18 protein-coding genes are annotated in these 16581 nt (G+C 56.4%); 4 read left to right on the forward strand and 14 right to left on the reverse strand.

Going from position 1 to position 16581, the window contains the following annotated elements; all coding sequences use genetic code 11:
- From ACIQ5B_RS02845 to ACIQ5B_RS02875, 7 genes are all read right to left on the reverse strand, one after another.
- A partial coding sequence (locus ACIQ5B_RS02845) for a DUF885 domain-containing protein (RefSeq protein ID WP_397597702.1) occupies positions 1-1408 on the reverse strand: 1408 nt, incomplete at its 3' end.
- A 168-nt stretch (positions 1409-1576) separates the two neighbouring features.
- On the reverse strand, positions 1577-2287 hold the full coding sequence (locus ACIQ5B_RS02850; protein ID WP_397597703.1) for a prolyl hydroxylase family protein: 711 nt from the start codon (positions 2285-2287) through the stop codon (positions 1577-1579).
- 12 nt (positions 2288-2299) lie between these two features.
- Complete coding sequence (locus ACIQ5B_RS02855; protein ID WP_397597704.1) at positions 2300-3568, reverse strand: amidohydrolase family protein; 1269 nt, start codon at positions 3566-3568, stop codon at positions 2300-2302.
- Positions 3569-3602: 34 nt separating this feature from the next.
- Positions 3603-4274 (reverse strand): D-alanyl-D-alanine dipeptidase, encoded by a 672-nt coding sequence (gene ddpX / locus ACIQ5B_RS02860; RefSeq protein ID WP_397597705.1) that lies wholly within the window; start codon positions 4272-4274, stop codon positions 3603-3605.
- 17 nt (positions 4275-4291) lie between these two features.
- Complete coding sequence (gene accC, locus ACIQ5B_RS02865) at positions 4292-5641, reverse strand: acetyl-CoA carboxylase biotin carboxylase subunit (protein ID WP_397576593.1); 1350 nt, start codon at positions 5639-5641, stop codon at positions 4292-4294.
- Positions 5642-5644: 3 nt separating this feature from the next.
- Positions 5645-6118, reverse strand: coding sequence for an acetyl-CoA carboxylase biotin carboxyl carrier protein (gene accB / locus ACIQ5B_RS02870; protein ID WP_395629555.1), 474 nt, complete (start codon positions 6116-6118; stop codon positions 5645-5647).
- Between the two features lie 43 nt (positions 6119-6161).
- Complete coding sequence (locus ACIQ5B_RS02875) at positions 6162-6602, reverse strand: type II 3-dehydroquinate dehydratase (protein WP_183941886.1); 441 nt, start codon at positions 6600-6602, stop codon at positions 6162-6164.
- An 87-nt stretch (positions 6603-6689) separates the two neighbouring features.
- On the opposite strand from ACIQ5B_RS02875, the gene thiS reads away from it, so the two are divergent.
- The gene (gene thiS, locus ACIQ5B_RS02880) at positions 6690-7685 is read left to right on the forward strand and encodes a sulfur carrier protein ThiS (RefSeq protein ID WP_397597706.1); all 996 of its coding nucleotides are present in this window, start codon (positions 6690-6692) and stop codon (positions 7683-7685) included.
- A 52-nt stretch (positions 7686-7737) separates the two neighbouring features.
- Here thiS and ACIQ5B_RS02885 read toward each other — a convergent pair whose 3' ends face one another.
- The 5 genes from ACIQ5B_RS02885 to lnt all read right to left on the reverse strand — a co-directional run bounded on the left by ACIQ5B_RS02885 (position 7738) and on the right by lnt (position 13398).
- Positions 7738-8481, reverse strand: coding sequence for a LytR/AlgR family response regulator transcription factor (locus ACIQ5B_RS02885; RefSeq protein ID WP_397597707.1), 744 nt, complete (start codon positions 8479-8481; stop codon positions 7738-7740).
- The gene (locus ACIQ5B_RS02890) at positions 8478-9563 is read right to left on the reverse strand and encodes a sensor histidine kinase (protein ID WP_397597708.1); all 1086 of its coding nucleotides are present in this window, start codon (positions 9561-9563) and stop codon (positions 8478-8480) included. The genes ACIQ5B_RS02885 and ACIQ5B_RS02890 overlap by 4 nt, the downstream gene beginning before the upstream one ends.
- A 137-nt stretch (positions 9564-9700) precedes the next feature.
- Positions 9701-10405: a tRNA (guanine(46)-N(7))-methyltransferase TrmB gene (locus ACIQ5B_RS02895; protein ID WP_397597709.1), complete on the reverse strand. Its 705-nt coding sequence runs from the start codon at positions 10403-10405 to the stop codon at positions 9701-9703.
- Positions 10406-10448: 43 nt separating this feature from the next.
- Positions 10449-11654 (reverse strand): methionine adenosyltransferase, encoded by a 1206-nt coding sequence (gene metK / locus ACIQ5B_RS02900; protein ID WP_397597710.1) that lies wholly within the window; start codon positions 11652-11654, stop codon positions 10449-10451.
- A gap of 61 nt (positions 11655-11715) precedes the next feature.
- Positions 11716-13398 (reverse strand): apolipoprotein N-acyltransferase, encoded by a 1683-nt coding sequence (lnt, locus tag ACIQ5B_RS02905; RefSeq protein WP_397597711.1) that lies wholly within the window; start codon positions 13396-13398, stop codon positions 11716-11718.
- 89 nt (positions 13399-13487) lie between these two features.
- Between lnt and ACIQ5B_RS02910 the strand changes: the two genes are divergently transcribed.
- Positions 13488-13862: a hypothetical protein gene (locus ACIQ5B_RS02910; protein ID WP_397597712.1), complete on the forward strand. Its 375-nt coding sequence runs from the start codon at positions 13488-13490 to the stop codon at positions 13860-13862.
- Positions 13859-14278, forward strand: coding sequence for a VOC family protein (locus ACIQ5B_RS02915; RefSeq protein WP_397597713.1), 420 nt, complete (start codon positions 13859-13861; stop codon positions 14276-14278). Before ACIQ5B_RS02910 ends, ACIQ5B_RS02915 begins: the two co-directional genes overlap by 4 nt.
- A gap of 6 nt (positions 14279-14284) precedes the next feature.
- Here ACIQ5B_RS02915 and ACIQ5B_RS02920 read toward each other — a convergent pair whose 3' ends face one another.
- Complete coding sequence (locus ACIQ5B_RS02920; RefSeq protein WP_397597714.1) at positions 14285-14599, reverse strand: hypothetical protein; 315 nt, start codon at positions 14597-14599, stop codon at positions 14285-14287.
- A 41-nt stretch (positions 14600-14640) separates the two neighbouring features.
- A complete protein-coding gene (locus ACIQ5B_RS02925; protein WP_397597715.1) occupies positions 14641-15279 on the reverse strand; it encodes a YqaA family protein in 639 nt (212 codons plus the stop codon).
- Between the two features lie 150 nt (positions 15280-15429).
- Between ACIQ5B_RS02925 and ACIQ5B_RS02930 the strand changes: the two genes are divergently transcribed.
- The gene (locus ACIQ5B_RS02930; RefSeq protein WP_397597716.1) at positions 15430-16581 is read left to right on the forward strand and encodes a JmjC domain-containing protein; all 1152 of its coding nucleotides are present in this window, start codon (positions 15430-15432) and stop codon (positions 16579-16581) included.

Consider the following 16581-nt stretch of genomic DNA (forward strand, 5'->3'; position numbering starts at 1 on the left):
AATATAGCGCCCAACCTTCGACATAGGCCGTGTTGCCGCCAAAACGCATGAACGCGGGAAGCTTTTCATTTTCCTGTGCGATGCTGATCTGGAAATGGTGCCCAGGTGCGCCTTCATGCAAATAAAGCGTGGTCATGCCAGGCGTGGTGCGGCTTGGCAGGTCATAAGCGTTGAAATAAAATGTGCCGGGACGCGATCCATCTGGGGTACCTGATTGATAGCTGCCGCCTGCTTCATATTTCTCGCGGAATTCTTCATAGGGCTTAATTTCAAGCGGTGCCTTGGGCAGATATTTGAACTGCGTCGAAATTGTTGCGTCGACCTTTTTGCCGATGTCGTAATAACCCTGCGTCAGCGCATCACGGCTCGACATTTTGAATTTCGGATCCGAACGCAGATGCTCGAAAAATTCGGGCAAGGTGCCTTTGAAGCGAACTTCATTCTTGATGGCTTCCATACCCGATGTAATCCGGGCGACTTCCGACAATCCCAGATTGTGGATGTCGTCGGCCTTCAATGGCAGGGTCGTCGTTTGTTCGATCAGATATTGATACAGGCCTTCGCCGCCCTTCATGGCAGACAATCCGACCTGTTCGCGTGCCAATGGCAAATAGCTGTCGCGCAGGAAGTCACGCAGACGGGCATTGGCTGGGTATAGACCGTTTACGATGATATCGCGATATTCCGCGGTCAAGCGTGCTTTGTCCGCATCGCTGAAATCCGCAGGAAATTTTAGTACCGGCCCATAATAAGGCGACTCTTCGGTCTTTTGCGCCAATTGTGTGTTGAGCTGGTCGATGACATTGCGGATCGTCATCTTCGTTTCGAATACGCCCGACGCCATGCCTTGGCGGAAACGGCCAATTGATGCGTCCATCAGGACGATGAATTCCTTGTGACGCTTCAGGTTGTTTTCGTAATCCTGAACCGTCTTGAACGGCGCTGCACCCTGTCCGCTGGCGAAGGTCGGATAAAAAGTGTGAAAGCCGAAAAAGTGATTGAGTGGACGCACGACCGTCAGGTCCATAATTTCTTTGGACAGGCCCTTCAGCGCATCGATCTGGCTTTGTTTGTAAACGTCGTACGCAATTTTGTTGGTGTCATTCAACTTTGCGCGGTCGATTGTTTTTAAGGCGTCCAGATTGGCCTGCGCTGCGCTGCGTTCATTGTCGAAATAGGCGTCGGAGATGTAGTCACCAAAGCGGTCCGCATAGCGCATATCGCCGCGGAACATCGCGTTGAGCGGGTTGCGCTTCAGACTGGCTTCGTCGTCCGCAGCGAACAAAGCAGCAAGCCGCTGGCTTTCCGTCGCGCTGGCCTCGGCTGTCACCGTTTGCGCGTGCGCTGCGCCAAATGGCGCCAATAGTGCGGCACTGACGAGAAGAAGAATGCGTGGGCTATATTTCATATGGGACTCTCCAAAAATGTGTTGGACGCATCAATAATATGTTGTGTGGAAGTGGCAGCGGATGTCTGACCTCTGCGGCTCCGACACAAGATACATTCGACAGACGACGGATAATCTGTGGCAGACGATATACAATATTTGCAATCTCTTGCCGTGTCGTTTCCGCAATTAGGACGGCTTTTGCGTGTTGAGTTCAAGCCAGTTATTCTGCCGGTACCATTTTGTAATCACATGCTTCACGCCGCGGGTAACAGGCGTTCCGGTATGCAGCGTTTTATAATTCAACGATCCGTCCAGATTCATATTATTCCAGATGAGCATCATGCCCGCTTGCGGTCGCACGCCAAGGCCAAGATGTGGGAACTCGGTCGTGCCGCCTTCTTCTGGTTCATTGAGGAATATCATCGCAGTCCAGCTGCGCTGGCCGCCGGCCGGACCTTCCTGAAGCCAATAGCTTTGGCTGGGGTGAAAAAAGTCGTGGTGCGCCTTGAACTCTTGACCGACTTGATAACGCTGCCCCTGCATTGTCTCGGCATAGCTGTTGTCGATGCCCAGCACATCGCTCATCCGTGCCTCGATTTTGGCGATGAACGCGTCCCAGCGGTTCAGGTGACAGCTGTAGCTTGTCCGGAAGCCTGCTTGCTCGGTCCCTTTGTACAATGTCGACGGCACGGCCTCGGCATCAATTTTGGCGATCAGCGTTTTGCAGTCCGCCGCACCCAAAAAGCCCTGATACACATATAATTGCGCATCAGGGTGTTCGACCGGCTGGACAAGCGGATTGGCATTTAGCCGCTTTGTGACGTGCGAACCAATCCGCGACAGCTTTGCCGGATCGTTATTGGAGTCGAACTCTTTGGGTGGCGTATCAGTCTGCATATTGTCACCGAATCACGGAATGATACGTCCTCTTACCATGACCCACTCCGCCTTTTCCAGCGTGCGGATATTGGTCAGCGGATTTTCATTTACGGCGACCATGTCGGCGGAATATCCCACGGCGATCCGGCCGATTTCATTTTCCAGCCCGAGAGTTTTGGCTGCAACGGTTGTTGCGCTGGCCAGTGCTTCGGTTGGGGTCATGCCCGCGTTCACCAGCAAAGCAAACTCACTGGCATTGCTGCCATGTTCAAAGACGCCAGCATCGGTTCCAAAGGCGACAGTAACGCCCATTGCCTTTGCTAGCTTAACCTGACGCCCTGCAAATTCGAGCGCTTGCTTGGCCTTGACCTCAACGGTCGGCGTGTAAATCCCTTTACCAAGGCGGGCGCGCACGCCCTCCAGTGCCATCAACGTTGGGACCAATGCCGTGCCCTTGGCCTTCATCACCTTCAAAGCGGCTTCATCTGCAAATGTGCCATGTTCAATGGAATCAATGCCGGCTGCCGCCGCTGCCTCAATGCCCCGGGCGCCATGGGCGTGCGCCATGACCTTCAGGCCAAGTGAGCGCGCGGTGTTGGCAATGGAGACCATTTCTTCATTGGTGAAATGCGCTTCCAGCCCTTTGCCCTGTTGCGACAATACGCCGCCGGTCGCGGTAATCTTGATAACATCGGCGCCAGCCTTTGACGATTTGCGGACTTTTTCGGCGCATTCAACGGGGCCAGTGCAGGTGAAGCCCGAATCCAGTGCGGTCAAAACGTCACTGCGGAAGCCAGTGACATCGCCATGCCCGCCGACGATCGACAATGCTGGACCAGCAGCGATAATGCGCGGGCCAACAATGCGCCCTTCCGCGGTACCACGGCGCAGGACAAAAGCAGTATTTTGCGCAGAACCGGCTTCGCGTACCGTTGTGAAACCTGCCTTGACGGTCAATGCCGCGTTTTTCACGCCCATGACGACGCCCCATTCGTCAGGATTGACGGCTTCGTCGCGGAAATCATCGCCGGGGTCGCCGGTCAAATGGACGTGAAGGTCGATGAGGCCGGGAACCAATGTTTTGGTCGAAAGGTCGACCACCCGATCCGCCTGAAACGGATTATTTGTGCCTTTGGCGATACTTTTAATGCGTCCGTCTTCGACCAAGATAACTGCTGGGCCGGTTGGGCCGGTTGCCGCGTCGGGCACCAGATTGCCGACGATGATGGCTTGCGTCGCTGCCAATGAAGGGGCTGAAACACATAAAGCTGCGCCAGCGAGTAATATCTTACGGAACATCAAAAAACCTCTCTTATGTTTATGCACGGTTTCATTAAGCTATCTTGTGAAACGGTATGTCCATGACCGGGAACTGTTCCCAACCGGCGAAATCGAAATGCCACCATTCGTTGGAAAGGCCAACGAAACCCTCGGCTTCCAAATAGCCTTGTAAGCGGGCGCGGTTGGCCAAGGCTGCCGGGGTGGCATCCATATAGTCGCGATGGGCTTTTTCGGAAAAATCATCGAACTCGGTCGGCATCTCGACCAGCTGTCCGGTGCGCAGGTCATGCAAAGTCAAATCGACGGCACAGCCACGATTATGTTTGGACCCGCGTTTGGGGTTCGCCACATATTCTTTCTTGGGGCCAACCGGCGTTGCGTCCCATAATTTTTTGGTTATCCGCCATGGCCGATACGCGTCGTAAATTGTCAGGCCAAAGCCATCCGCCTGGGCTGCTGTGCTGGCGCGGGCGACCGCTTGGGCGGCAGGGGCGGCCAAAAAGGCACGCGCTTCGTCGTACAGCACGCGCCCAGTGAAATTGTTGGCGGTCGCATAACGCATATCGAGCTTAATCGCAGGGTCGAGTGTGACCAACTCGATCAGGCGCTTGGGATCGTCCGCTTTAATCCGTGCAGCGGCATTGGCGGGGATGAACGACACATCGCGGTCGGGACCAACCGGAACACAGCTGACCAGCGGCAGTGCCGCTAGCCCAAAAGCCACCTCCCGGCGGGAGAGGATCATTTTGCGTCTTTCGCCAGCCACTCTTCAAGCCATTTGATCGTATAATTTCCATTTTGGAAATCGGGCTCTTCCAACAAACGTTGATGCAGCGGAATGGTCGTCTTCATGCCTTCGATCACAAATTCGCCAAGCGCACGGCGAAGCCGCATCAGGCAGCCCTCGCGCGTCTGGCCATACACGATCAGCTTGGCAATCATGCTGTCATAATATGGGGGAACTTTATAGCCATGATACAGGCCACTATCGACGCGGACATACAGGCCGCCGGGTGGGTGATACCATGACACCGTTCCGGGTGACGGCATGAAGGTTTGCGGGTCTTCGGCGTTAATCCGGCATTCGACGGCATGGCCTGTGAAGGTCACATCTTCTTGCTTGAACGAAAGCGGCTTGCCTTCGGCGACGCGGATTTGTTCGCGGACGAGGTCGATGCCGGTAATCATTTCGGTGACCGGATGTTCGACCTGAAGCCGGGTGTTCATTTCGATGAAATAGAACTCACCATTTTCCCACAGAAACTCGATGGTACCCGCGCCGCGATAGCCCATGTCGGCCATAGCCTTGGCACAGATATTGCCCATGCGATCACGTTCGGCGGTCGCCAGAATCGGCGACGGCGCTTCTTCGAGAACTTTTTGGTGCCGGCGTTGTAGCGAACAATCGCGTTCGCCCAAATGGACGGCGTTGCCGTTGCCATCGCCAAAAATCTGGAATTCAATGTGGCGCGGGTTGCCGAGATATTTTTCGAGGTAGACCGTCGCATCGCCAAAGGCGGCCTTTGCTTCGGACCCTGCTTGCTGCATTTGGGTCTCAAGCTCTTCTTCGCTGTTGACGACCTTCATGCCGCGGCCACCGCCACCCGACGCCGCCTTGATGATTACCGGATATCCGATTTCGCGGGCAATTGCTTTGGCTTCGGCGACATCTTCAATTGCGCCGTCAGAGCCGGGTACAAGCGGCAAACCCAATGCGCCTGCCGAACGCTTGGCCTCAACCTTGTCGCCCATCGTGCGGATATGTTCGGGCTTGGGGCCAATCCATTTGATGTTATGGCTCTCAACGATTTCCGCAAACTGTGCGTTTTCCGACAGAAAGCCATAGCCGGGGTGGATCGCGTCAGCATGGCTGATTTCCGCGGCTGAAATAATCGCCGGAATATTCAAATAGCTGTCGGTTGCAGATGGCGGTCCGATGCAAATCGCTTCGTCGGCGAGGCGCACGTGCATGGCGTCGGCATCTGCCGTCGAATGCACGGCAACGGTCTTGATCCCCATTTCATGCGCCGCACGGTGAATGCGCAGCGCGATCTCGCCGCGGTTGGCGATAAGGATTTTTTCGATTGCCATGGGTTAAGCAATCACCAGCAGTGGCTGGTCAAATTCGACAGGCTGCCCGCTTTCGACGTAAATCGCGGTAACCGTTCCTGCATTTGGCGCGATGATTGGGTTCATGACCTTCATCGCCTCAATGATCAGGACGGTGTCACCGGCCTTCACTTGCTGACCAACGCTGATGAACGGCGCGGCATCGGGCTCAGGTGTTAGATAAGCGGTGCCCACCATCGGTGATTTCAAGGCGTTGGCTGCAGTCGCTGGCGCGCTTGCGGCTTCTTGGGCCGCAGCCACAGCGGGGGCCGCAACCGCAACGGGCGCTGCCGCCATAGGCGCTGCAACCGCAGTCATGGTGCGCGAGACACGAATTTTGCGCTCGCCGTCCTCAACCTCAATTTCGCTGAGACCGGTGTCGTTCAACATGGCCGCGAGTTCGCGGACAAGGTCCGTATCGACCTGCATGCTGCCACTATTTCCTGTTTTCGCCGCCATTTAAAACTCCTTGGCCCCTAAACTTGCAATGATGCGCCTAATGTCAAACTTGCAACGCCGCGTCTAGCGCCAGTTCGTACGACTTTGCGCCATGACCTGCAAACACCGCCTTTGCGCCCATGCTAACATAGCTTAAATGCCTGAATGCTTCGCGTTTGTGCGGATCGGACAAATGCACCTCAAAAACCGGAACATTGATGGCCTTTATGGCATCGAGTATCGCCACGGATGTGTGGGTGTATCCTGCTGCGTTCAACAACACCGCCTTGGCGCCCACGGCTTGAGCCTCTTGCAGCCAATCGACCAGATGCCCTTCATGATTTGACTGGCGAAAGTCGATAGACGCGCCGGCTGCCCGTGCGCGGTCATCCAGATGTCCGGCAATGTCATCAAGCGTATCTGTGCCGTAAATTTCCGGCTCTCTGGTACCGAGTAAATTGAGATTTGGTCCATTCAGAACAAAGATTATCGGCTTATCCGCCAAAGGACGTCCCCTGATATTGTCAAAGCAGCGGTTGCGAACCGCATCATTCCCGCACTATATGCGCGTCGATAAAAATAGCGAGATGAAATGACCTCTTCCCTTACCACCGATTCTATCTCCCTCACGCTGAATGGCGATCCGCGGCCATTTCGGGCCGGGGCGACCGTTGCCGACCTTGTCCGCGATATTGGGCTGGATCCGGCCAAGGTCGCGGTCGAGCGCAATCTTGAAATCGTGCCGCGTTCGACATTGGAAGACGTAAGCTTGTCCGATGGAGATGTTTTGGAAATCGTCCATTTCGTAGGCGGCGGACAAGACGATAGCTGGTCCGTTGCTGGCCGCCATTTCTCATCGCGGCTGATCGTCGGTACCGGCAAATATAAAGACTTCGAACAAAACGCTGCCGCGCTTGTGGCATCGGGCGCCGAAATCATCACCGTTGCCGTGCGCCGCGTAAACGTCTCGGACCCCAAAGCGCCGATGTTGACGGATTATATTGATCCGAAGAAATATACTTATCTGCCGAACACCGCAGGCTGCTTTACCGCCGACGACGCGATACGCACGCTGCGTTTGGCGCGTGAGGCAGGCGGTTGGGATTTGGTAAAGCTTGAGGTGCTCGGCGAAGCGAAGACGCTTTACCCCGATATGCGCGAAACATTGAAGGCCACCGAAATATTGGCGAAGGAGGGATTCTTGCCAATGGTCTATTGTGTCGATGATCCCATCGCCGCCAAGCAGCTTGAGGATGCCGGCGCAGTCGCGGTGATGCCATTGGGCGCGCCGATTGGTTCGGGGCTTGGCATTCAAAACCGTGTGACGATCCGTTTGATTGTCGAGGGCGCGAAAGTTCCCGTGCTGGTCGACGCTGGCGTCGGGACGGCGTCTGACGCAGCAGTGGCGATGGAATTGGGCTGCGATGGTGTGTTGATGAACACAGCTATCGCGGAAGCCAAAGACCCCGTCGCTATGGCGACAGCGATGAAGCTGGCCGTCCAATCAGGACGCATGGCCTATCTGGCCGGTCGCATGGGACGGCGCATGTATGCTGATCCGTCCAGCCCGCTTGCCGGTCTGATCTAAACAATCCCGGTCGCCATCTCTGGCTGGCTCCGGCAAACAAAGCCGGAGTTTGCTATTTCCCGGCGAGCCGTTTGACCTCTGCCAGATATTTGCGCCCGATGCGCATCGACAGGTCTTCACCCAACAACGCGTGCCACACGCCGCCGCCTTCGTGGCGCAGCCCGGTAATCAGGTCCCGGCGCACAATATGGCTGCGGTGGATGCGTTGGAATTGTTCGGGGTCCAGCCGTTGTTCAAGCGTCGAGATTGTCTGGTGCAACAAATAACTCCGCCCGCCAGTATGCAGCCGCATATAATCGCGCTCGGCCTCAATCCGTTCAATATCCATTGCGGCAATGCGGATGAGTTCGGCGCGATGGGATACCCAAAATTCATGCGCATAACGGCTGTCGGATTTCGATGTGGTTGTGGCAGGGCTGGTCTCTGCCTCTTGTGTGCCCGCCGCACGCGCAATGGCGCGGCCCAGCCGCTCGCTCGATACGGGTTTTAAAACATAATCGACGACATCAAGGTCGAAGGCTTCGACCGCAAAATTATCGTAGGCCGTAATCAAAATGATGGCCGGCTTTTTGTGCATCAGGCCCAATGCACGCGCGGCGTTGATGCCGTCCATTTTGGGCATGCCGATGTCGAGGAAAATCAGGTCCGGCGTGAGCTGTTGTGCAATGCGCAGCGCCTCTACGCCATCATTCGCTGTTCCGACGACCTCGATGGCGGGATGATCCGCGCAAAGGGTTTCCAGCCGTTCAATGGCCAAAGGTTCATCGTCAACGATCAAGGTGCGCAGGCGCTTCATGCCGCGATCCTGTGGCTCAAAGGCAAAGTGAGTATCGCGATGAACCCGCCGCTTTTGACTGACTGTGTATCGAGCCGTGCCGCAGACTTATATCGCGCCTCCAGCCTGTCGCGCACATTGGCAAGGCCAATGCCATTTCCGCCGACATGTGCGGCGTCAACAGCCTCTCCATCATCAATGACACTTAGCACCAAATTGTCATCGCGGCGATCCGCGCTGATCGTAATGGAGACCGGCCGTGTTGCCCGCGACACGCCATATTTTATGGCATTTTCAACAAGCGGCTGGAGAATGAGGGCAGGCACATGCTGGTTCATCAGCTCAGGCGGAATGTTGATGCTGACGCGCAGTCGCTTGGGATAACGCACGCTTTCGATTTCTAGATACAGACGTTGCAGTTCCACTTCCTCCTCAAGCGTGACATCCTCCAACGGATCGGAAGATAGACTCGTCCGGTAAAAATTGGACAAGTTCTGGATCATGGCTTCGGCCTCTTTGGGCTTACCGGTGATGACCAGGCTTGAGAGCGAATTCAGCGTGTTGAAAAGGAAGTGGGGATTGACCTGATAGCGCAGCGATCGCAGTTCGGCATCTTGTGCGGCTTGCGCAAATCTGGATGTTTTGCGTTCGGCTTCGCGCACCTCGCGCGCATAGCCGATGGCGACATATAGCGAGCTCCACGCGATCAGGAAAAAATAATGGGTGACGGAAATGTCGGCGATTTCTTGCCAGAACGACAGCCCCAATTGGGCCTTCAGATCTTCAAAACTGCGCCCAACGCTGGGGTCTTTGAAAAGGCTGATCGGATCATACAGGTTGAAGATATAGAAATTTGCGGACGCAAGGGCGATGGCACAGGGAATTGCGCCCAGAAACGCGACGCTGACGCGGAAACCCAGCGATCGCCTGTCCGCCATCCGCAGACCGCAATATAAAATCCAGGTGACCAATACGCCCACCAGCGCAACGATGAGACGCCGTTCAAACAGCACTGCCTGCGCTGGAAAATCGAGCAATGCCGCGCGCAGCGACAGGATGAGCGCGTAAAAAGCCCAAAACCCGATGATCGTGAGCAAAGCCATTTGATGGCCAATCAGTGCTTTTCGCGACGTGAAATTCTCCATAGCCTTTCATACCGGATTTTCCTCCGGTTGCACCACGCCTACCGTTTCTCGTCGAACGCTTCGTCGATTTCGTCGAATGTTTTGCCGCTGGCTACTTAATCCGGTTTGCGCTGATAACGGAAATACCAGACTTCATGCCCTAAACGGCGGGCTTTGGCTTCATAACGCGTTTCGGGCCAACCGCCCGGCCGGCTTTGGAAGTCTGCTGCGGCTTCGCACAGCCAGTTATATTGGTGCCGGTGGCGCTGCATGACCATGAGGGCGTGGCGCAAATATACGGGGTGATCCGTGCCGAACCGGAATTCCCCGCCGGGTTTCAATTTTGCGTGGATGAGATCAAGCGGACCATCGTTCATCATCCGGCGCTTTACATGCCGCGCTTTGGGCCAAGGGTCGGGATGCAACAGATAGACGAAGGAAAGCGACTTGTCGGGCACGCGGCGCAATATTTCTAGCGCATCGCCCATATGCAAACGCACATTGCGCAGCGCGCCTTCACGCACATGCGACAGCGCTTGCGCGACCCCGTTCATGAAAGGTTCGCAGCCTATAAATCCGTGGTCGGGTAAGAGGTCCGCGCGATAAGCCAGATGCTCACCGCCGCCAAAGCCGATTTCAAAGTGCATGGCGCGATCGTCGCCAAACAATTGCATGCTGCCCAGCTCGCCCGTTTCAGGCACCGATATTTGCGGCAAAAGATTGTCGACCAGATCAGCCTGTTCGACACGCAGTTTTTTGCCCTTTGAACGGCCATATAGGCGGTTCAGTGTCGTGGGGTCTCCGGGCTTGTTCGCAGTCATAGCGGTGGCGGCTAAACTTTCAGCCGCCACGCTGCAAGTGTAATCAGGCGAGAGCCGCCTTCAAATCTTCGACAAGGTCGGTGCGTTCCCACGGGAAGAAATCACCTTCGGGCTTGCGTCCGAAATGTCCATAAGCCGCAGTCTTGCGATAGATTGGCTTGTTGAGGCCAAGATGCGTGCGAATGCCGCGCGGGGTAAGTCCGCCCAGCTTTTCGATATTCATGATCGCCGCTTCAATCTTGTCGTCACCAACCGTGCCGGTTTCATGCGTATCGACATACAGCGAAAGCGGCTTTGAAACGCCAATCGCGTAAGCCAGCTGGATGGTGCAGCGGGTCGCAAGACCAGCGGCCACGATATTCTTCGCCAGATAGCGCGTGATGTATGCCGCAGAGCGGTCAACCTTTGTTGGGTCCTTGCCGCTGAATGCGCCGCCGCCATGGGGCGCTGCGCCGCCATAGGTGTCGACAATGATCTTGCGGCCGGTCAGGCCAGCGTCACCGTCAGGGCCGCCGATTTCAAAGCTGCCGGTCGGGTTGATGTGATAGACCGTGTCGCGCAGCAATACCGGCGGAATAACCTCGGCCACAACCTTGCGCACATAAGCGTGCAGTTCCGCTTCCTTATCACCTTTGTCATAACCCGCAGCATGCTGCGTCGATACGACAACGGCGGTTGCGGCGACGGGCAAGCTGCCTTCGTAGCGCAGGGTAACCTGGCTCTTTGTGTCTGGTTCAAGGAACGGGGCTGCGCCGGAATGGCGGTCCGCGGCCATGCGCTCCAAAATCTTATGGCTGTAATAGAGCGTTGCCGGCATCAGATCGGGCGTTTCGTCGGTCGCATAACCAAACATGATGCCCTGATCGCCAGCGCCTTCATCTTTGTTGTCCGATGCATCAACGCCTTGTGCGATTTGGACGGATTGGCCGTGCAGATTATTTTCAAAGCGGAATGTTTCCCAATGGAAACCATCCTGCTCGTAACCGATTTCTTTCACGGTGCGGCGAACGGTGGCTTCGATTTCTTGCTGCGCACCGGGTGCCCATGCGCCATCTTCATAGACGCCTTTGCAGCGGATTTCACCGGCAAGCACGACCAGCTGAGTCGTGGTCAGGGTTTCGCACGCGATGCGGGCTTCGGGGTCTTTGGAAAGAAATAGGTCGACGATTGCGTCGGAGATTTGGTCCGAAACCTTGTCTGGGTGCCCTTCGGACACGGATTCGGACGTGAAAAGGTAATTTGTGCGCATGGTTGTTCCAGTCTGTTGGCTGTGTCTGCGTATAAAGAATTCTTTATGTCGTTCCTCGCCCTTAGCGAGAACGTACGCGGCGGGCAAGCGGTAACAGCGCACAAGCGATGAGCAGCCCTGCAAAGCCGAGCGGCAATATATTGCCGAAGCGTGCGAACAATGTCGGCGCCTTTGCCTGCGGCACAACTGCGTCGATCCGGCCGGATGTTCCAAGCGGCAGGCTTTTGATGATCCGGCCATTCGCATCGATGACGGCGCTGATGCCGGTTGGTGTGGCGCGTACGACGGGTAAGCCTTCTTCAATGGCGCGAAGACGCGCCTGTGCCAAATGCTGTGGCGGGCCGATGGTGCCGAACCACGCGTCGTTGGATGGATTGAAGATGAAGTCTGGCCGGTTCGTGCGGTCGGTCACTTGGCCCGAGAATATCATTTCATAGCAAATCTGGATGCCGATTTTAACCGGCTTGCCGTTCAGATTGACTGTCATCGTCTGAGGTCCAGGACCGGGCCAGAAATCGAGGTCGCCGGGTACCAATCGCGCCAAGCCCAAAGGCCGCAGCAACCACGGCAGCGGTAGATATTCGCCATAAGGGACAAGATGCGCCTTGTCATAATGGCCCAAGATATTGCCGTTCGCATCCATCGCCGAAACGCTGTTGCGCGCCGCGATCAATTGGCCCTTTTCAATCACCAGCCGGTTTGCGCCCGTGACCAAAACATCGCCGTCACCCATCAGCGTTGTCAGCCGCGCCCGCGCGCCGAACGCGCTTTCGCCTGGCTGGCCCTGATAATAACGATAGGGATAACCCTCTTCCAAATAATCGGGAATTGCGGCCTCTGGCCATAAAATCAGGCGCGCGCCTTGATTGGGCATCGGGCGGCTGTTCATCGCTAGCTTGGCAAAGTTGATCGCGTCATAGCCCGGCGCATATTTGTCGGCTTGGCTAATGTTGGGTTGCGCGATGGTGAGTGCGACAGACGTCCTATCAGGTGCGCTTTGATCGTTGGAGCTTTGCCCAGTGATAACGACTGCTGCGAGCGCAAATAATATTAAACCGCCAAGAAAATATCCGGTCCAACCGCCATCGCCGCGTTCAACGCCAGATGCTGGCGTCCACAAAGTTACGATCTTTAGGATCATCCCAACAACAAGAAGGATGAACCCCGAAAGGCCATAGGTTCCAAGGGCGGTCGCAGGTTGCGAAAGAAATGGAACCGACAGGGTAACCACGCTGAGCGGGTTCCAGACATAGCCAGTGAACACCCAGCTGCGCAGCCATTCGGTGATGATCCACAAGCCCGCAAAGGCCAGGATGAGGTGGAGGGTGGCTGTGGGCCTTGGCTTCTCGTCATCTCGTTCTTCGTCGGAATCCCGAAGGGCTTTGGTCGTGCGGTGCTTGATCCAATGGGCTCCAGCCGCGGCCAGTGCGGGATACACCGCCAAATATAGCGCCAGCCCGAACACCGCAATGTACCCGAGCCAGATCGGCATTGCCGCCTGAAAGGTGAAGGCGACCGCAATCCATTGATTGCCAAAGGTGAAATGCCCAACCCCGAAAAGCCAGCCGAGCATGAACGCGCCTTTGGTGCTCGGCGCTTGGCTTATCAGCTGGATGAGCAAGGCAAAGCACACAAATGTCAGTGGCCAAAGCCCCCATGGTTCAAAACCATAAGCCGACGCTGCACCCGCCACGAGCGCCGTCCAACGGGGAAACTTTCCGAGCAAAGCCGATAATTTCTGCATGGCGCGCTTTTGCCCACCATATATGACAATTGCAATCGCACAAAAACGTCGTTGCTTGCGGTTCAGGCTTTCAATGCTAATTCATCGCCATGATTATTTTTGTGTATGCGCTCGCGCTTTCGGCGCCATCCGCCCTGACTGCAACGCATCAGTCGGATATCGCCTGTGTTGCGACCCTTGCGACCTTGGCGGAGCGACAGCGGCTTGGCACCGCGCCGTCCGATATGCCCAATGTCGGGCAATCGGGAAAACGGTGGGCCGGTATCGTCGGCGGCCGCATCACCGAACAAAGCGGCCAACCGCGTGCGTTGGTGGCGGTTGCCATGGCCGAGGCGGCGAAAGCCGAATTTCAGCGCCCAAGCGATCCGGCAACAATCCACAAATGCGCGATGCAAATGTCGCAGGAACTCGCTACGGCCGATATTTCCGATCAACCCCTTCCAAAACCGGTGACATCAAAATGAGCTTACGCCCCTTCCACTTGGCCTTTCCCGTCCGTGACTTATCCGAAGCGCGGCGCTTTTACGGCGACATCTTGGGGTGCCCCGAAGGGCGCGCGTCCGATCATTGGGTCGACTTCGACTTTTTTGGACATCAGATCGTCGCGCATCTCGATGCCAATGCGCGATCCGTGTCGACGCATAATCCGGTGGATGGCCATGACGTTCCCGTGCCGCATTTTGGTGTCGTGCTGACGATGGAGCAATGGGAATTGTTGGCCGCACGTGTCACCGCAGCTGGCATCCGCTTTGGCATTGAACCCCATGTCCGCTTTAAGGGCGAAATTGGCGAACAGGCGACGATGTTCTTCTGCGACCCGAGCGGCAATGCACTGGAATTCAAGGCATTCGCCGACGACGCAAATCTGTTCGCGCGTTAACGGACCTTATTCGTCATTTTCCGGCGCCCCTGATTCACGCGCCTCGCTGTTTTCACTTTCAAACGTCATCGACGGTTCACCAGTGATGGCCGGAATGTCTTCGATTTCCGGTTCGGCAACGGGCATTTCGGCGCTTGTGTCGGGCACATTTTCGAACGGCTGCCGCTTTGGTGCTTCCGTAGCGGCATCATCATTGGTCTCAACCGGCGCTGCTGCCGTGCTCTGGTCCGCATCGAGATAAGAGCGCGTGGCCATGGCGGCCATGACGATGATGGTGACGACCGCGATGAAGGTGACGATTCTGCGTGAGCTTCTGTCCATGTCTGCTTCCCAATATTTTAAATAACCCGTGTGTGGCGGTGCTAACGTGCTTCAATCGTTGTGACGTTGGAGCAGGCATCCGTTTTGCGCGCGCCATTGCCAGCCAGCATCGTGAACGCAAAAAATCCGCCGACGACCAACACCAGAAACGCGGCGGTGACCCACGCCAGATATTTGTCGATGAAGGCCTTAATCGGGCGTCCGAATTTCCAGAACAAAAATCCGACCAGCATGAACTGGAATGCCCGGCTCAACACGCTGGCCCAGATGAAGGTGAACAGATCCATTTTGATGAACCCTGCGGTCAAGGTCAGCAGCTTGAACGGAATGGGGGTCGCGCCCTTGATCAAAATAATCTCCGCGCCAAATTCGCGCAGATAACAAGCGGCGGCAGGAAAGCTGTCCCACAGCCCAACCGCCTTTAGCAGCGCCGTGCCGATGGTTTCATACGCAAAATAGCCAATGGCATAGCCAAAAATCCCGCCCATGACCGAGGCCAAAGTACAAATCGCCCCATAGCGCAACGCCTTGTCCGGGCGCGCGAGGCACATCAAGCCGAGCAGCGGGTGCGGTGGTATCGGGAAGAAGGAGCTTTCGATGAAGGAAAACAGGAACAGCCAGCGTTCGGCATGGGCGTGCCCAGCCTTTTCCATCATCCAATCATAGAGGCGTTTCAACATTGCCTGCGGGGTTAAGCCGCGAACGGCCGCAAGTGCAAGCCTTTAACCCGCCGGCATATTCCGTGCGATGTCCGCATGGGTTGCCCGCGATGACCATGATCAGCATGATCAACACTTGCTTTCTGTCGCGCGAATGCACAGCGGGTGGGAATGGAATTGGAAAACTTCAATACAGACGCGTTCTTGCGCGAACATTGGCAGAAAAAGCCGCTGCTTATCCGCAATCCGTGGCGCAATTGGCAAAACCCGCTTGAGCCCGATGAGCTTGCCGGTCTCGCCTGCGAAGAAGAAGTGGAGTCGCGCCTGATTTGTCAGACCACCAAGGGCTGGGAAATGGAGCAGGGGCCGCAGCATGAGGATCGCTTGGGTGGCCTTGGTGAATCGCATTGGACGTTGCTGGTGCAGGCGGTCGATCACCATGTGCCGATGGTGGCGGACCTCATCGCGCCGTTCCGGTTCATCCCCAACTGGCGGATTGACGATGTCATGGTCAGCCTCGCCGCGGACCAAGGCGGGGTTGGCCCGCATTTCGACCAATATGATGTTTTCCTGATTCAGGGCCACGGTCGCCGCCGTTGGCAGATTGGGCCGCATTGCGACGGCGACAGCCCGCTGGTGCCGCACGAGGACCTCAAACTGCTCGCAGAATTTGAAGCGACCGAAGAATGGGTGCTTGAACCCGGCGACATCCTGTATGTCCCGCCGGGCATCGCGCATAATGGCGTTGCGGTGGGTGCGGACTGCATGACCTATTCGGTTGGTTTTCGTGCGCCGTCGCGCGCCGACCTGCTGGGGCATTTTGTCGATGATATGCTTGAGCAGATTCCCGACGATGATTTGTACCGCGATCCGGATTTGTCCGCTCAGGCGAACCCCGGCGAGATTATGCCCGACGCCTTGTCGCGCTTGCACCGGATGACGCTGGATTCGCTTTCCGACCCGCGCGCCTTTGCGCGGTGGTTCGGCATGTTCAACAGCACGCCCAAATATGCCGAAATGGACTGGCAACCGGAAACCCCCGTTGCAGCCGATGATGTCCGACAATCTATTGCCGGTCACGCCCTGCTGTCGCGCAATCCGGCAAGCCGGTTGGCATTTGTGGGTGATGGCGCGGATGCCGTGATGTTCTTTGCCGATGGCGCATGCTTTGACTGCGGCGCGGAGACAGCGGATTTGGCGCGGCAGCTGTGTGCGCAAGATGCCTTGGTCGTCGACACCGCACTTGCGTCAGTGGACGCGGCAATCGACCTGCTGACGCAGCTGTGCAACATGGGGTGCATCGCGTTCGAAGGCGAAGATTGA

It is taken from the genome of Sphingorhabdus sp. (assembly GCF_044374345.1).
Classification (GTDB): domain Bacteria; phylum Pseudomonadota; class Alphaproteobacteria; order Sphingomonadales; family Sphingomonadaceae; genus Sphingorhabdus_B.

Excerpts from the sequence above, each read along its gene's own strand:
- ACIQ5B_RS02850 (WP_397597703.1), bottom strand. The coding sequence starts at position 2,287 with ATGCAGACTGATACGCCACCCAAAGAGTTCGACTCCAATAACGATCCG.
- ACIQ5B_RS02885 (WP_397597707.1), bottom strand. The coding sequence starts at position 8,481 with ATGAAGCGCCTGCGCACCTTGATCGTTGACGATGAACCTTTGGCCATT.
- ACIQ5B_RS02895 (WP_397597709.1), bottom strand. The coding sequence starts at position 10,405 with ATGACTGCGAACAAGCCCGGAGACCCCACGACACTGAACCGCCTATAT.
- ACIQ5B_RS02855 (WP_397597704.1), bottom strand. The coding sequence starts at position 3,568 with ATGTTCCGTAAGATATTACTCGCTGGCGCAGCTTTATGTGTTTCAGCC.
- lnt (WP_397597711.1), bottom strand. The coding sequence starts at position 13,398 with ATGCAGAAATTATCGGCTTTGCTCGGAAAGTTTCCCCGTTGGACGGCG.
- metK (WP_397597710.1), bottom strand. The coding sequence starts at position 11,654 with ATGCGCACAAATTACCTTTTCACGTCCGAATCCGTGTCCGAAGGGCAC.
- accB (WP_395629555.1), bottom strand. The coding sequence starts at position 6,118 with ATGGCGGCGAAAACAGGAAATAGTGGCAGCATGCAGGTCGATACGGAC.
- ACIQ5B_RS02890 (WP_397597708.1), bottom strand. The coding sequence starts at position 9,563 with ATGGCTTTGCTCACGATCATCGGGTTTTGGGCTTTTTACGCGCTCATC.
- ACIQ5B_RS02930 (WP_397597716.1), top strand. The coding sequence starts at position 15,430 with ATGGAATTGGAAAACTTCAATACAGACGCGTTCTTGCGCGAACATTGG.
- ACIQ5B_RS02920 (WP_397597714.1), bottom strand. The coding sequence starts at position 14,599 with ATGGACAGAAGCTCACGCAGAATCGTCACCTTCATCGCGGTCGTCACC.
- ACIQ5B_RS02910 (WP_397597712.1), top strand. The coding sequence starts at position 13,488 with ATGATTATTTTTGTGTATGCGCTCGCGCTTTCGGCGCCATCCGCCCTG.
- thiS (WP_397597706.1), top strand. The coding sequence starts at position 6,690 with ATGACCTCTTCCCTTACCACCGATTCTATCTCCCTCACGCTGAATGGC.
- accC (WP_397576593.1), bottom strand. The coding sequence starts at position 5,641 with ATGGCAATCGAAAAAATCCTTATCGCCAACCGCGGCGAGATCGCGCTG.
- ACIQ5B_RS02925 (WP_397597715.1), bottom strand. The coding sequence starts at position 15,279 with ATGTTGAAACGCCTCTATGATTGGATGATGGAAAAGGCTGGGCACGCC.
- ACIQ5B_RS02915 (WP_397597713.1), top strand. The coding sequence starts at position 13,859 with ATGAGCTTACGCCCCTTCCACTTGGCCTTTCCCGTCCGTGACTTATCC.